General features: G+C 49.3%; 18 protein-coding genes and 1 pseudogene. 14 read left to right on the top strand and 5 right to left on the bottom strand.

From position 1 onward, the window contains the following. Window positions 1-48: 48 nt before the first annotated feature. Window positions 49-879, top strand: a complete 831-nt coding sequence (locus tag ACFFLD_RS12900; protein ID WP_386041263.1) for an alpha/beta fold hydrolase — start codon at window positions 49-51, stop codon at window positions 877-879. Between the two features lie 108 nt (window positions 880-987). Continuing rightward, window positions 988-1,464, top strand: a complete 477-nt coding sequence (locus ACFFLD_RS12895; protein ID WP_386041261.1) for a GNAT family N-acetyltransferase — start codon at window positions 988-990, stop codon at window positions 1,462-1,464. A gap of 47 nt (window positions 1,465-1,511) precedes the next feature. On the opposite strand, the pseudogene ACFFLD_RS20565 reads toward ACFFLD_RS12895, so the two are convergent. Then, window positions 1,512-1,676, bottom strand: a pseudogene (locus tag ACFFLD_RS20565) (IS30 family transposase); the annotation flags it as partial. 189 nt (window positions 1,677-1,865) lie between these two features. Between ACFFLD_RS20565 and ACFFLD_RS12890 the strand changes: the two are divergent. The 4 genes from ACFFLD_RS12890 to rho all read left to right on the top strand — a co-directional run bounded on the left by ACFFLD_RS12890 (window position 1,866) and on the right by rho (window position 3,999). After that, window positions 1,866-2,030: a BrnT family toxin gene (locus ACFFLD_RS12890; RefSeq protein ID WP_386041552.1), complete on the top strand. Its 165-nt coding sequence runs from the start codon at window positions 1,866-1,868 to the stop codon at window positions 2,028-2,030. Further along, window positions 2,020-2,289, top strand: coding sequence for a type II toxin-antitoxin system BrnA family antitoxin (gene brnA, locus ACFFLD_RS12885; protein WP_386041259.1), 270 nt, complete (start codon window positions 2,020-2,022; stop codon window positions 2,287-2,289). The genes ACFFLD_RS12890 and brnA overlap by 11 nt, the downstream gene beginning before the upstream one ends. 38 nt (window positions 2,290-2,327) lie before the next feature. After that, window positions 2,328-2,675: a DUF3024 domain-containing protein gene (locus tag ACFFLD_RS12880; protein WP_386041257.1), complete on the top strand. Its 348-nt coding sequence runs from the start codon at window positions 2,328-2,330 to the stop codon at window positions 2,673-2,675. Window positions 2,676-3,039: 364 nt separating this feature from the next. Beyond that, window positions 3,040-3,999 carry a transcription termination factor Rho gene (gene rho, locus ACFFLD_RS12875; RefSeq protein WP_386041255.1) on the top strand — a complete coding sequence of 320 codons (960 nt, stop codon included), beginning with the start codon at window positions 3,040-3,042 and terminating at the stop codon, window positions 3,997-3,999. A gap of 116 nt (window positions 4,000-4,115) precedes the next feature. Here rho and ACFFLD_RS12870 read toward each other — a convergent pair whose 3' ends face one another. Then, on the bottom strand, window positions 4,116-5,303 hold the full coding sequence (locus ACFFLD_RS12870; protein WP_386041253.1) for a DEAD/DEAH box helicase: 1,188 nt from the start codon (window positions 5,301-5,303) through the stop codon (window positions 4,116-4,118). Between the two features lie 493 nt (window positions 5,304-5,796). Between ACFFLD_RS12870 and ACFFLD_RS12865 the strand changes: the two genes are divergently transcribed. Further along, a complete protein-coding gene (locus ACFFLD_RS12865; protein WP_386041251.1) occupies window positions 5,797-6,396 on the top strand; it encodes a pentapeptide repeat-containing protein in 600 nt (199 codons plus the stop codon). A 224-nt stretch (window positions 6,397-6,620) separates the two neighbouring features. On the opposite strand, the gene soxR is transcribed toward ACFFLD_RS12865, so the two are convergent. Next, window positions 6,621-7,088, bottom strand: coding sequence for a redox-sensitive transcriptional activator SoxR (gene soxR / locus ACFFLD_RS12860; RefSeq protein ID WP_386041249.1), 468 nt, complete (start codon window positions 7,086-7,088; stop codon window positions 6,621-6,623). 101 nt (window positions 7,089-7,189) lie between these two features. On the opposite strand from soxR, the gene ACFFLD_RS12855 reads away from it, so the two are divergent. Then, complete coding sequence (locus ACFFLD_RS12855) at window positions 7,190-7,627, top strand: VOC family protein (RefSeq protein ID WP_386041247.1); 438 nt, start codon at window positions 7,190-7,192, stop codon at window positions 7,625-7,627. A gap of 17 nt (window positions 7,628-7,644) precedes the next feature. Then, window positions 7,645-8,040, top strand: coding sequence for a VOC family protein (locus ACFFLD_RS12850; protein WP_386041245.1), 396 nt, complete (start codon window positions 7,645-7,647; stop codon window positions 8,038-8,040). A 140-nt stretch (window positions 8,041-8,180) separates the two neighbouring features. Here the strand turns inward: ACFFLD_RS12850 and ACFFLD_RS12845 are convergent, their stop codons facing one another. Next, window positions 8,181-8,849, bottom strand: a complete 669-nt coding sequence (locus ACFFLD_RS12845) for a mechanosensitive ion channel family protein (RefSeq protein WP_386041550.1) — start codon at window positions 8,847-8,849, stop codon at window positions 8,181-8,183. Further along, window positions 8,755-9,726 carry a mechanosensitive ion channel family protein gene (locus ACFFLD_RS12840; protein WP_386041243.1) on the bottom strand — a complete coding sequence of 324 codons (972 nt, stop codon included), beginning with the start codon at window positions 9,724-9,726 and terminating at the stop codon, window positions 8,755-8,757. The genes ACFFLD_RS12845 and ACFFLD_RS12840 overlap by 95 nt, the downstream gene beginning before the upstream one ends. Window positions 9,727-9,983: 257 nt before the next feature. On the opposite strand from ACFFLD_RS12840, the gene ACFFLD_RS12835 reads away from it, so the two are divergent. The 5 genes from ACFFLD_RS12835 to ACFFLD_RS12815 all read left to right on the top strand — a co-directional run bounded on the left by ACFFLD_RS12835 (window position 9,984) and on the right by ACFFLD_RS12815 (window position 12,439). Then, window positions 9,984-10,550, top strand: a complete 567-nt coding sequence (locus ACFFLD_RS12835; protein ID WP_386041241.1) for a GNAT family N-acetyltransferase — start codon at window positions 9,984-9,986, stop codon at window positions 10,548-10,550. A 28-nt stretch (window positions 10,551-10,578) separates the two neighbouring features. Beyond that, window positions 10,579-10,728 carry a hypothetical protein gene (locus tag ACFFLD_RS12830; protein WP_386041239.1) on the top strand — a complete coding sequence of 50 codons (150 nt, stop codon included), beginning with the start codon at window positions 10,579-10,581 and terminating at the stop codon, window positions 10,726-10,728. A 7-nt stretch (window positions 10,729-10,735) separates the two neighbouring features. After that, on the top strand, window positions 10,736-11,047 hold the full coding sequence (locus tag ACFFLD_RS12825; protein ID WP_386041237.1) for a hypothetical protein: 312 nt from the start codon (window positions 10,736-10,738) through the stop codon (window positions 11,045-11,047). Window positions 11,048-11,189: 142 nt separating this feature from the next. Then, window positions 11,190-11,933 (top strand): class I SAM-dependent DNA methyltransferase, encoded by a 744-nt coding sequence (locus ACFFLD_RS12820; RefSeq protein ID WP_386041235.1) that lies wholly within the window; start codon window positions 11,190-11,192, stop codon window positions 11,931-11,933. Continuing rightward, window positions 11,933-12,439 carry a GNAT family N-acetyltransferase gene (locus ACFFLD_RS12815; RefSeq protein ID WP_386041233.1) on the top strand — a complete coding sequence of 169 codons (507 nt, stop codon included), beginning with the start codon at window positions 11,933-11,935 and terminating at the stop codon, window positions 12,437-12,439. Before ACFFLD_RS12820 ends, ACFFLD_RS12815 begins: the two co-directional genes overlap by 1 nt. Window positions 12,440-12,549 lie beyond the last annotated feature (110 nt).

The following is a 12,549-nucleotide window of genomic DNA, read 5'->3' as shown; positions in this document are numbered from 1 at the left end:
GGCCTCCGTCTGTGAGCCGTGGCGTTATGTAGAAAAGGAGTTCAAGCATTGGACAACTGGAAACTTTCTAATTCTTATGACTTCGACGGGCGGGAAGTTCGTTATGGCCAGTTGGGCGAAGGCCCGGCAATGGTCCTTGTTCATGGAACTCCGTGGTCGTCATTCAATCTGCGACATTTGATACAGCAGCTTTCCAAAAAGTACACGGTCTATTTTTTTGACTTGCTGGGCTATGGCCAATCTTGTACCTCTGAAGGCGACGTGTCGCTGGGTGTGCAGAATAAGGTGTTGGATAGCTTACTTACTCATTGGGAGCTGGACGACCCGATTATTGTCGGTCATGACTTTGGAGGCGCTACCGCGCTCAGAACTCATCTTCTCAATGGACGGTTTTTTAAGAAGATGATTCTGATTGATCCGGTCGCAGTTTCTCCCTGGGGTTCGCCATTTTTCCGTCATGTAAACATACATGAAGCCGCTTTTTCAGGACTTCCCGACTGTATTCACGAAGCTGTTGTCCGTACCTACGTGCAAACGGCTGCTTTCAAGCCTCTTGATGAGCCAACACTGGAGGGGATCGTTTCACCGTGGACTGGCGAGCAAGGCAAGACAGCCTTCTATCGTCAGATGGCTCAAGCAGACTCTAAATATACCGACGAAGTCCAATCGCTTTATCCTTCGATTACTACCCCTACCTTGATCCTGTGGGGGCGGGAGGATAGCTGGATACCGCTGGAGCGAGGGGAAGAGCTACATGGCTTGATCCCGGGATCGGTTTTTCGCGTGTTTGATGATGCAGGCCACCTCGTCATTGAAGAGAAACCTGATGAGGTGGTGCAAGAAATCTTGAATTTTTGTGCAACCCTCGAAACTACATAATAAGCAGCTGTACGGCGACCGTCTTTACGGCGCGGCGCGCCTCGAAGCCGGCCCTTAAGCCTTTGCGTTATGTTGCGGATGGATTTCATTGCATTAAAAGGAATATAAATGGTTGTACTTCGGGAGATGCGGCAAGATGAATATCCCGTTTATTGTCAGTACTTTATCGACGATTATAGCCGGGAAATAGCCGCGAATTATGGACACTCCACAGAGTTGGCAATTGAACTGGCTAAAAAGGATCTCCATCGTTGCTTTCCTAATGGTTTACAGGGGAGTGAGCATTCATTGTTATGCATTGATGTTGAACTTGATGGACAGCTAAAGCATGTTGGTTATTTGTGGCATTCAATTAATGCTGCAGATAAGTCGGCTTATATATCTGATTTCTTTGTGTTCAATGAATATCGTGGTTTGGGCTATGGCACTCTAGCTATTTCTGCGTTGGAGAAGCAGTTGCAAGAGGTTGGTGTTAATCAAATAAAGCTAAGAGTAGCTTATCAAAATGAGCGTGCGCTCAAGCTATACCAAGAAGTCGGCTTTGTGATTACTGGTTTCAATATGTCCAAGAGCATTGGTAACTAGTCGCTATAACAAAACAAACTGTTCAAGCAGGTCCTGAATTCCTGAATTCAACTAATAAGTGCAGCACCTGCGGTTTTTAGTGCTCCTGAGTATTCACCAAAGAACACCTGGGCTGGCGATCGGTATCCCAGCCGCTTTCTTGGTCTATCGTTTAGCTTATTGACAACACGTGGTGGTGCGGCATTGGTCACTTTTCGAAAGTCAGTACCTTTGATGCTCCGGCGCCGGTTACCATCAGCGCTAGCCGCTGAAGTCTCCTTTCATATCTTGCGACGTGAGTAAAAAAGGAATAATTTGTACTTATGGGGGAATTTGAATTTGACGAAGCCAAAAGCCGGGGCAACCTGGTCAAGCACGGTATCGATTTCGTTGCTGCCCAAGGGCTGTGAAAAGATCCATACCTGCTGGAGCTCCGAGCAACATCGGAGGATGAGCAGAGGTTTTTGCTGGTAGGTAAGATTGGTGAAAAGCACTGGTCGGCTATCGTCACGTACAGGGATGCTCACATTCGTCTGATTTCAGTCAGACGTTCCCGTAAGAAGGAGGTAGAACTCTATGAAAGCTAAAGACTTCGATAAAAAATTTGAGGAAGGTCAAGAAGATATCATTGATGACCTGGATCTGTCCTCTGCTCGCCGCATTAATCAGGAACAAAAGCGAATCAACGTCGATTTCCCGGCTTGGGTTGTGGAGTCGTTGGATCGTGAAGCTGCGCGCTATGGTGTTACCCGCCAATCCATCATCAAGGTGTGGCTGGTGGAGCGTCTTCAGGCAGAATCTGCTAACAACCCGCTCAATGGTGACGCCACAGGCGGTGCGCATTAGCATAGCGTAATGTGACCATCAGAAATCAGTGAATCATCATGGCATTAAGTGAATTCGAAATTAAAAAATGTGAGAAAGAGATCAAGGCATTCTTAAAGGTGCACCGACCTCCGGCACACATCCGACACGAGCTTGATCTTGGGTACAGGATAGAGGGTCAGAGCATTGAGCTATTTGAGATACGGCCACACTGGCGTGACCCTTCGCAGAAGATGGAAGCATCAGTGGCAAAGGCCACTTTTGTAAAATCCCGAGGGTACTGGAAGATATTTTGGCAACGAGCCGATCTCAAGTGGCATGGATATGAACCGACGCCTAACGTTAAGTCTTTTACTGATTTCATCAATATCGTGGCTGAAGACAAGTACGCATGTTTTTTCGGTTAGCGCATGACAAAGTGCACGGCACTAGCACCGGAGAACTCTGACTCAAAAATACGTCATCAGTATGGCGGATGAAATTCTAAAAAAAACTGCTGACAGCATTGCCGTCGGATGTTTTTTCAGCGTTTCGTATCGAGCCATAGCAAATCCATTGTAATTCTTTAAGCCACTCGTTAAAGCGGGCGGCTAGTCATGTTCAAGCAGTCAATCATAACGCCCAGCTTATCGTACAGCGCCTAACAGATACGCAATCTCAAAAGTCATCACATCTTGCCGGGGATACAGTGGTGCTTAGAGACTAATATCATTTCCAAAGCGCTGCCGTTATTCTATAAACCCAGATTACTCAAGGCGATCCATCGATCTTATGACGAGAAAAATACTAGGTTTGAAGGCGAAAAGAGAGGTGGATGCCAAGCCCGCCGACGAAGTGGAAGAACAATTCCTTGATGATCCCGAAAAACGTTTTTTAAATGGCGTCGCTATCCATCCTTCCCCGCGCATTAATTTAGAGCCTGGTTCCAACCAGCGCACTTCGCGAGCGATGGATTTGATTACGCCCATCGGGATGGGGCAGCGGGGCTTGATCGTAGCGCCGCCAGGTTCTGGCAAAACGACGATGTTAAAACATATCTGCCAAGCCGTGGCAGAGGCGCACCCGGACATAAAACTGTATGCCTTGCTTATCGATGAGCGCCCTGAAGAAGTGACAGATTTTAGGCGCAGCGTGACGGCAGACGTACATGCATCGTCTTCAGACGAGAGCTACACCCACCATGTGCAAATGGCCGATAAGCTTCTTGAGACGGCGCGTAGGCAAGCCGGCGAAGGCCATGATGTGATGATTGTGATTGATTCTCTTACGAGACTCTCGCGAGTTCATAATGCCGAGCAGCGGGGCAACGGTCGCACCATGTCCGGTGGGTTGGATAGCCGCGCGATGGAAATACCGCGCAAGCTATTTGGAGCCGCGCGAAAGATCGAAAACGGTGGGTCGCTCACGATTCTGGCTACCGTGCTGGTGGATACGGGAAGCCGTATGGATCAGGTGATTTTCGAGGAGTTCAAGGGCACGGGCAATATGGAGATCGTGCTGTCACGCGACGTGGCCAATCAGCGGATTTTTCCGGCGATCGATATCGCCAAGAGCAGTACCCGCCGTGAAGAGCTTTTGATTGATGCAAAGGATATCGAAAAAGTACGTACATTGCGTCGAGCGTTGACACAGCTCAAGCCAACCGAGGGGGCGCAGAAGTTATTGGAGCTATTGGAGAAATACCCGACCAATGCCGAGCTATTGAACGCGTTTTCACCCGCCTCAGCCTAGTCAGACCTTAGACGGCCTCTGCGCGTTGGTAAAATAGACGCTAATTGCAAAAAATTAGCAGATAAGCTCACCTTTTATTGATTTAACAGGTGAGCTTATTTGTTACGTACGAATGATTACTTATTTTTATAATTCAGGTTTGACGCGGGGACTGCTTTTCGAACCGGAAAGCCTGCAATCTCTTTGCGCTCAATCATAGTGTTTAATCGCCTTTCAATGGCACAAAGATTTTTAAAGTCACTCATGTCTACTAAAGAGATGGCTTCACCTGAGGCACCCGCGCGGCCGGTTCGGCCAATGCGGTGGATGTACTCTTCTGGCTGAAAGGGTAAATCGTAATTGACCACACGGCTCAGTTCACCAATATCCAAACCACGCGCGGCAACCCCTGTAGCGATCAGGTACTTTAGCTCGCCCGATTTGAATTGAGCCAAGATCTTTTCGCGCATGGCTTGGCTTCTGTCACCATGAATGGAGTCTGCCTTGATGCCACGTTTTTCCAGTTGAGCAACCAGCTTGGCAGCATTGTGTTTTTTCTCGGTAAAAATCAGCGCCTGATCCCACTCCTGCTCGTTGATCAAGTGACTCAACAGGGCGGACTTGGTGTCTTTGTCTACCGTGATTAGCCATTGCTTGATATTAGCGGCGGCACGGATGTTGGGAGAAATGGAGATGTCAGCCGCCAGATCGGTCATCTTGCTATCTGAAAAACCGTAGGCCAGCGCCCGAACGTCGCCGGTCATGGTGGCCGAAAACAACAGGTTCTGACGATTGTCAGGCAAGCGTTCCATGATTTTTTTGATATCGTCGACAAACCCCATGTCGACCATTCTGTCCGCTTCGTCCAGCACCAGGGCTTTAAGTTCATCAAAGTGCAGCGCACGCTGATGAGCTAAATCCAGCAATCTGCCCGGGGTGGCGACAAGGATATCAATCCCTTCTATCAAGCGCTTTTTTTGAGGCTCGCTATCAACACCGCCATACATCGCCATAGACGTTAAGTGCAGGTGTTTAGCGTATTGAGCCACATTGGCTTCGACCTGAACCGCTAATTCGCGGGTCGGCACCAGGATCAGCGCACGTATGCGTTTGCCGCGTAACGTGCCTGCTGTACTGAATTGCTCTAGCAGAGGCAGAACAAAGGCGGCAGTTTTGCCGGTTCCGGTTTGCGCGGTGGCGATTAAATCCTGACCCGAGAGAATGACAGGAATTGCTTGTTCCTGAATGGGCGTTGGCGTGGTGTAACCGAGTTCGGTAATCGCTTGAACCAGAGGACTGGATAAGCCTAGTTTTGCAAAGGGCATGGGAAGCTCTGACAGAGTGTCGTATGGGATATCGAAAAGAAAAAAGTGGTGCAGTATAACGTAAAAGAGTCATACCCCCATTTTTAGTGCGTCAATCACCACTGTGAGTTTGCGGTTACTGGGCTTTTTTATCATTGGCCGTTTCCCCTGATAAGGTGATTACGACTTGGGCTACGCTGACCTCAACGGCTACCCATCACTCGACTTCAGATAAAATGCCGCGAATGCACTGGCGAATATCAGTGTCTTGGAGGGGCGAAGAGGTCGTTTCGATCTGGGCATTGTTAGTACTTTCGCCGCTGATCGTTGGGGCAGGCGGAACCGGGGCAGGTGGCACATGCCACTATTGCGCCCTGGCAACGATTCAGCAAAGACGCGTGACCTAAGCCAAATTTATGCATAAAGTATGATTTAAGCGAGCAGGAAGAGCGGGCACGTTCAATAATGTATGCATCGGGTTGTGTAATCACTGTTAGCCTATTCAGAGGATACGATGAAATATTTAAAGAATAATGAAGACTATTTCGACGTTACTTTTGAGGAACTTTCTTCAGTTGAAGAACACTACAATAGTATCGAGTTTGAAGGTTGCCAATTCTCTGATTGTGATTTCTCAGCGTCTATATTTCAGAAATGTAAATTCACAAACTGCAGTTTCGAACGTTGTAATTTAAGTCTGGTCAATTTTTCAAATTCAAAGCTATTTGCGCTTACATTTCAAGACAGTAAACTGGTTGGCGTTGATTGGACCAAGGCGACTTGGCCGGTTTACCACTTAGACTTTGAGCTAAGTTTCAAGCGTTGTATTTTAAATGACTCGTCTTTCTTTGGACTGAGTTTAAATGAATTGGTTTTTGACGAATGCAAGGTGCATGATGTTGATTTTCGAGGAGGAAGCTTTGTAGGTTCAACCATGACTTATAGTGACTTCAGCAATAGTTTATTTATGAGGACAGATTTGCAAAGTGTCGATTTCAGTGAGTCAACAGCATACGTAATTGACGTGTTAGAAAATAATATTAAAAAAGCTAAATTTTCACGGTTTGAAGCGTTGAGTTTATTGGAAAGCTTAGGTGTTGAACTGGTTGATTGATAGCCTAATAAACGATTTAGCAGGAAAAGCCAATCCTTGACGCTCTCCGTTAAAGTCAGCATTGTTGAGAGAGAGTGGCCTGCAATCAAGGAGCGCCTTGAGTCTAAGCTTTTGGTAAGGCGCGGAAGATAGTTTATCAATCGTGACTAAGCGACCAATTCTCTGCCGCTTAGCAGCTCCAAAATGTTATTAATCTGTATGCGCTAATTAACTAACGTTGACTGTTAATTAGCGCCTGAACCAGCGCGCTCCTCCGCCTGATCCAATAACACCGGTCCGCTACCTAGCTCCGCCAGTTGATCTTCCGGGTTATACAACGGGCAGCTCGTCATGCTCAAACAGCCGCAGCCGATACAGCCGCTCAGGTTATTGCGCAGCGTTTGCAGGTACGCAATGCGGCCATCCAGCATGCGCTGCCAGTTCTTGGATAGCTGCTGCCAATCTTCCACAGTGGGAGTGCGATTATTGGGCAGTGATTCAAAGGCTTGCTTGATCTCATCCAGGCTGACACCGACTTTCTGCGCAGCTTTTATCACCGAAATGCGCCTTAGCACCTCGGGTTTATAGCGGCGTTGATTGCCCGCGTTACGCGAGCTTTGAATCAGCCCTTGCTGCTCATAGAAGTGCAGGGCGCTGATATTAATACCGCAGCGCTTGGCTACCTTGCCGACACTCCAATTTGCCTCCGCCATCGCTGCCTCTGTTTTTTTGCTGGTTCGTAAAAAAAAATGCTTTACCTAAACTTAGGTTGAGGTTTTACCCTTTTATACGAACCCATTCAAGGAGAAAACCTATGTATTTGGAACACGTTAACCTGGTAGTGATGGATATGGATGCCATGCTGGACTTTTACCGTGCTGCTTTCCCGCACTGGCGGATACGCGACGAAGGCCATGGCGAGTGGTACGGCAAGCCGCGCAAATGGGTGCACTTTGGTGATGACCGCCACTACTTGGCGTTGAGTAATCATGGCGAAGGGCAGAACCGTGCGCTGGAAGGCCATAGTGTTGGCCTGGCCCACTTCGCCTACGTGACCGATAACCTGGATGCCGCAGTGGCCCGGTTGAATAACGCGGGCTTTGCCGTCGCCAAACCCGGTGCCACCGAGCCGTTTCGTAAAAATGTCTACTTTGTCGATCCGGCCGGGTTTGAGGTGGAATTTGTCGAGTATCTCAGTGATATTCCGGCGGAGCGTAATCTAAATCGTGATGCGGCGTTAATGGAACACTGATGAGCAAAGGAGAGCCCATGAATATAAACGTGGCACGCTATGGAGTGATTCTTAATACCGAGCGCTATGTTGAGTGTGTTGCTTTTTACCGTGGGCTGTTTGGATTGCGTCAGCTCTTCGAACGGAATGAAGATGGTTTCAAACTTACTTGCCTGGAGTTTGGCGATGGTTACTTAATGGTCGAGCAGGGCGGTAAGGCAAAGAGCAGCGTCAAGACTCCCGAGGAAAGCAGCTTTAAATTACGATTCAACGTCGATGATTTGGAAGATACATTATCGAGAGTTAGAGCATGGGGTATTGAAGCGGCCATTACTGAAAACGCTTGGGGAAGAACGATCAATATCGCTGATCCCGATGGCAACCGGGTAGGTATCAGGGATGAAACTGGTTTTGTACAGCAGATCGATAGTTAGCGAATGGCCGCAATGGAGAAGTTCATGCGGCTATTGTTTTTAATGAGTATGGGTGAAGCCACTTCATCAATGCGCGCGTATTTCTACCGACAGAGCTTGACGATATCGTCGCTGATACCAATCCCGGCCATGCATGCAACTCATTCCCGTGCCGAGTGCTTGCTCAACAAGTCGGTTCCATCGGCGCTTTGAGCGATTTCTTCATCCACCTTTTTCATCAGCTTGTCGTCAGGGCGAGCATCGAGCACTTTGTCGGCTTGCGGGCCTTGCAGTATTTGCTTGGCGCGCGTTTTGGCCTGCTGTTTGTCTCTGGCGACAGCGTTGCCCAGCCGTGTTTCCATAGATGAATCTGGAATAGACGCGGGTAGCGACGTAGAAGGCTCGCTTTGAGGGCTAACGGGCGGTATGCGTGTTAGTGCCTGCTCAACCCTCGGGCTGAAGCTTAAGCGGTAAATCGGCTCTGGCAGGCTGAAACCGTTATTTTCCAGCGCGTGCTTGGTTTCACGAATGGCGATGCTGCGCGCCTTGCCGAAATCCGTCGTCGACTGATCTACCCACCCTTGAAACTCCAATACAATATTGGAATCGCCAACGTGGGTGATAATGCCAATGGCTTTGGGTTCGCTCAATACGAACTCCAACGCCTGGAGGGCATCGAGGCCCACCTTGATGGCGGCCAGAGGGTCGTCATTGGCATCTACGCCCAGTTCGAAATTAAAGCGGCGCTCCGGGTTCTGAGTGTAATTGAGGATGATGCCCTTGAAGACATCGGCGTTGGGAATACGCAGCTGGTTGCCTTCCAGGGTCATGAGAATGGTGGCGCGGGAGGTCAGGCGCACCACGATACCTTCGGTCATTGATGACCACGTGATCGCGTGCCTGAAACGGCTGGCGGATGCTGAGCATCAAGGAGGCGATGTAGTTTTCGATGGTGTCCTTGACGGCAAAACCGATGGCAATACCGATCACGCCAGCGCCGCCCAGCAGGGTGCCGATGACTGTTTCGGCACCTATCAAGCTTAACGCCATGATCAACCCGAGGACAATGAACATGACCTTGATGGTTTGCGCGACCAACTCGGCCACGAAGGGGTTAGGCGTCAGCCTTTGCCATAGGCGCTTGCGGTTGGATAGCCAGGCGCCGAACCAGGTGACCAGCCCGAATATCACAAAGCCCACTAATAATAGCGGCAACGCTTTTATCAGGTTTTGGGCCCTGGCTTTTAGGCCCTGATAGGCGGTAGTGACATTATCTTGCACGTCCAGCGTGCGGTCGATCTGGTCTGCTACCGTCACCACATCGGTCAACCGGTTCGCCAGGCCAACGGCCTGCTGGGCTTTTCTGTCGTTAGTGGTTTCACCTTCAAGCGTCACCACACCTTGAACGACGCTGACCTCGACCGCCCCAAGCCCGTCGATCTCTGAGAAGATGCCGCTGATTCGCTGGCGAATCTCTTCATCCTTGAGCGGTGATGGAGTGGTCTCGATCTGAGCGTTGTCAGCGCCTTCGCTGCTTGGAATAGCCTTCTCTTCAACGCCGTTGGCCGAGGTAGCGGCGTTGGTGCCTGGCGCCTTCTCCTCGGTGGCATGCACCGATCCACCTAAAAGCATACTCAGCAGTAACAGTAATGAACCCAAGCCTTGAAGCGCTTTATGCACACTTGAACGGGTTAAAGGAGCTTCCATAACCATCCTTGTTTATTGATTGATAGAATAAGCATTTTAAGGCTAAATTTTAACTAGCTTGGCTTTCCGGTAGCGCGGGATCCACTTCAGTCTAGTGGGTTTTCTGTATAGGCGTTTACTTGTGACCTAATCATACTATTCGTACTGGTGGGTTAACTGTTCAGTAGCGGGCATCTGCCAGGCCTTGCCTGAAAAGCCGTCAACGCGTCATGATTTAACAGAAGTGCAAGGCCAATAGGTAAGGGAGCGGTAGCCAAATGAGGCAGGAAGGTGTGCAAATTTGTGAGACGGAGCGGCTATCGATCCGGGCGTTAACGTTAAACGATACTCCGGTGCTAACCCAAATTCTCAGCGATCCCGACGTAATGAAATACTCGATTCGAGGCGTTTGCGATGAAGCCATGACGCGCCGCTTTATCGAATGGTGTTTAGCGTGCTACGAGGCGCACGGTATCGGCCCTTGGGCGTTGATCGAAAAGGATTCGAATACGATGATCGGTTTTTGCGGCGTTAGCCCGGAAGAGGTAAACGGCACTGAAGAGGCCGGCCTTGGTTACCGGCTTGCTACCCGTTACTGGAACAAGGGGTTCGCGCCGGAGGCGGCCAACGCGATTCTGCATTATGCCTTTGACAAAAAGAAGGTGCCTTCGGTTGTGGCTCTTATAGAACCCGATCATGTGGCGTCGCAAAAGGTTGCGCTCAAGGTAGGTTTTGATCGTTTCGACGTTCATGAATTTCATGGTCGTGAAGTGAGGCTATATCGCCACACGTTGGCGGAGTGGGGCGAGCATCACGATAGCTTCTCTTATCGCCTAAACGAGTAATCGTCGGCGCTATACTTGAGGAGAGGATATGCATGATTCATCTGCTCAATGGATTGTTGGGTTACTGAGAGATAAGGAGATACCGTTTCAAATTTGTGGCGGTCTAGCTGCTAAAGGCTATGGTGCTGAGCGTGAATTATATGACATAGACCTTTTCGTACCTGGAGGAACACTTTGACTCGGTAGTGCAGGCCGGGCAGGCGATAGTCTCAAAGTCTGCCGCTCATCGCCAGGAAGAAGGCTGGGACTTAACCTACGTTCAGTTCAAGTATGCAGGCGTTAACATAGAGGTCGGTAAAGCTGATGGTGTGCGCATTTTTGATTTAGGCAGCGAAACATGGATGCCACTAACCATCGATTTTTCTCGCTTTTTGATGGTGCATTTGTTGGGACTGGATCTACCGCTCATGCTGAGCGATGATTTGATTCGTTATAAATCCATGCTTGCACGGCCTGTGGATATTGAAGATATTCGTGCCATTCGCCAGATGAAATAGGCTGTCCGAAACCTTCCCGAAATTGCTCTAGCCGCGAAATGTACTCCTTGAGAAATCATGCTTCTAGGTCATCGTAACTTAATATTTCAATTCTATATTAGAGTTTCTTAAAATATGTGAGTCGTTGTTTAAGGAAGCCTAAATGGTCCAGTACTTCGCAGGTACCGGCGTCGGTGAGCGATACGATCAATACCGTCCGAAAGCTCATCAGGTGCTTTTTCAAATCATGCAGCGGCACATGCCTGCTGAGCGCTTTGGCAGTGCGGTAGACGTAGCGTGCGGCACCGGCGACTCTACCGTTCCACTACTGGATATTGCCCAGGAGGTCATCGGTATCGATTCCTCTGACGAGATGCTGGGCATGGCGCGAAAGCGCGGCTTATCCGTAAGAAAGGCGGACTACACTGAACTGCCCGATCAGGGGCGTTTCGATCTCATCTCGACGTGTATGGCGTTTCACTGGTTTGACGCTGCGAAAGCCCTGGCTGCCTATAAAGCCGCCTCCAATCCTGGAGCCATTTGGGTCATCTATAATTTCGCATTCGAGGGCCATTCCACCTCTGAACAGTTTAATCATTGGCTTCGTAACGAGTACTTTAAGCGCTATCCATCACCGCCGCGCAATCGATACAAAGATATGACACTGGCAGGCGATCAGGCGCTTTCTCTGCTTGCGAGGGAGGAAGGCTGGCTGCCGATAACGTTCACGCTCGAGTCTCTGATTGGTTATCTCACCACGCAATCGAATATTGAAGAGGCGGTGCGGAAGGGCAGGCTATTGGACTCGATAGCAGCAGAGCTAAGCGAAGACCTATCTCACATCGATCTTACCGGTACATTCAAATACGCCTACTCGTACGAAATTCTGCAGTACGCTGGGCGTTAATGAAACTTTTGGGGTCTTTTGCTCAGGAGCAAAAATTGGTTATTCGTTTAATGGTTAAAGAGGACTTGGCCGTTGCGGCGTTGGTACACGCGTCCGCCTTTCCGAGGCAGGGCTACTCATTTGATTGGCTAGCGTGCAATTTAAATGCGTTTCCACGCTATCTGATGTTTGTCGCATCAAGTGGTGAAGATATCTACGGTTATATTGCTTGGGCACAAAAGAGCGGGTTTCGCCCGGAAGCGGTTCTGGAGCTTGAGCAGCTAGCGGTTATGCCTGATGTTCAGGGTCACGGTATTGGCCGACAATTGATCACCGATTCCTTGCCGTTGGTTAAAGCGCAGCTCGCTTTGAAAAATTCCGTACTCAAGAGCGTTATGGTCAGCACAAGAGCCGATAATCATGCTCAAAAATTGTATAAACAAACACTCGGTGCTGAGGTCGTGGCAACGATTTCCAATCTATATTCCGCTGATGAAGTGCTGATGGTTGCCCGAAATGTGGGTTAACTATTGAGCCTAATATGATGTTAAAGAATGATTAATGCTTCACGGAGCGTGTGCTTTGCATGCCGACCAGTTTTTTGATTCAGGTGTGGCGCACTAGCTTCGTATTGTGT

The sequence above is a fragment of the Vreelandella sulfidaeris genome (assembly GCF_042429665.1).
Taxonomy (GTDB): Bacteria; Pseudomonadota; Gammaproteobacteria; order Pseudomonadales; family Halomonadaceae; genus Vreelandella.
The sequence above is the reverse complement of the archived record's forward strand: the minus strand, read 5'-3'. Positions and strand labels throughout refer to the sequence as shown.

Coding starts and splice junctions, on each gene's coding strand:
- ACFFLD_RS12865 (WP_386041251.1), top strand. CDS start 5,797: ATGAAATATTTAAAGAATAATGAAGACTATTTCGACGTTACTTTTGAG.
- ACFFLD_RS12820 (WP_386041235.1), top strand. CDS start 11,190: ATGGTCCAGTACTTCGCAGGTACCGGCGTCGGTGAGCGATACGATCAA.
- ACFFLD_RS12830 (WP_386041239.1), top strand. CDS start 10,579: ATGCATGATTCATCTGCTCAATGGATTGTTGGGTTACTGAGAGATAAG.
- ACFFLD_RS12845 (WP_386041550.1), bottom strand. CDS start 8,849: ATGACCCTGGAAGGCAACCAGCTGCGTATTCCCAACGCCGATGTCTTC.
- brnA (WP_386041259.1), top strand. CDS start 2,020: ATGAAAGCTAAAGACTTCGATAAAAAATTTGAGGAAGGTCAAGAAGAT.
- rho (WP_386041255.1), top strand. CDS start 3,040: ATGACGAGAAAAATACTAGGTTTGAAGGCGAAAAGAGAGGTGGATGCC.
- ACFFLD_RS12855 (WP_386041247.1), top strand. CDS start 7,190: ATGTATTTGGAACACGTTAACCTGGTAGTGATGGATATGGATGCCATG.
- ACFFLD_RS12850 (WP_386041245.1), top strand. CDS start 7,645: ATGAATATAAACGTGGCACGCTATGGAGTGATTCTTAATACCGAGCGC.
- ACFFLD_RS12870 (WP_386041253.1), bottom strand. CDS start 5,303: ATGCCCTTTGCAAAACTAGGCTTATCCAGTCCTCTGGTTCAAGCGATT.
- ACFFLD_RS12880 (WP_386041257.1), top strand. CDS start 2,328: ATGGCATTAAGTGAATTCGAAATTAAAAAATGTGAGAAAGAGATCAAG.
- ACFFLD_RS12815 (WP_386041233.1), top strand. CDS start 11,933: ATGAAACTTTTGGGGTCTTTTGCTCAGGAGCAAAAATTGGTTATTCGT.
- ACFFLD_RS12840 (WP_386041243.1), bottom strand. CDS start 9,726: ATGGAAGCTCCTTTAACCCGTTCAAGTGTGCATAAAGCGCTTCAAGGC.
- ACFFLD_RS12895 (WP_386041261.1), top strand. CDS start 988: ATGGTTGTACTTCGGGAGATGCGGCAAGATGAATATCCCGTTTATTGT.
- ACFFLD_RS12835 (WP_386041241.1), top strand. CDS start 9,984: ATGAGGCAGGAAGGTGTGCAAATTTGTGAGACGGAGCGGCTATCGATC.
- soxR (WP_386041249.1), bottom strand. CDS start 7,088: ATGGCGGAGGCAAATTGGAGTGTCGGCAAGGTAGCCAAGCGCTGCGGT.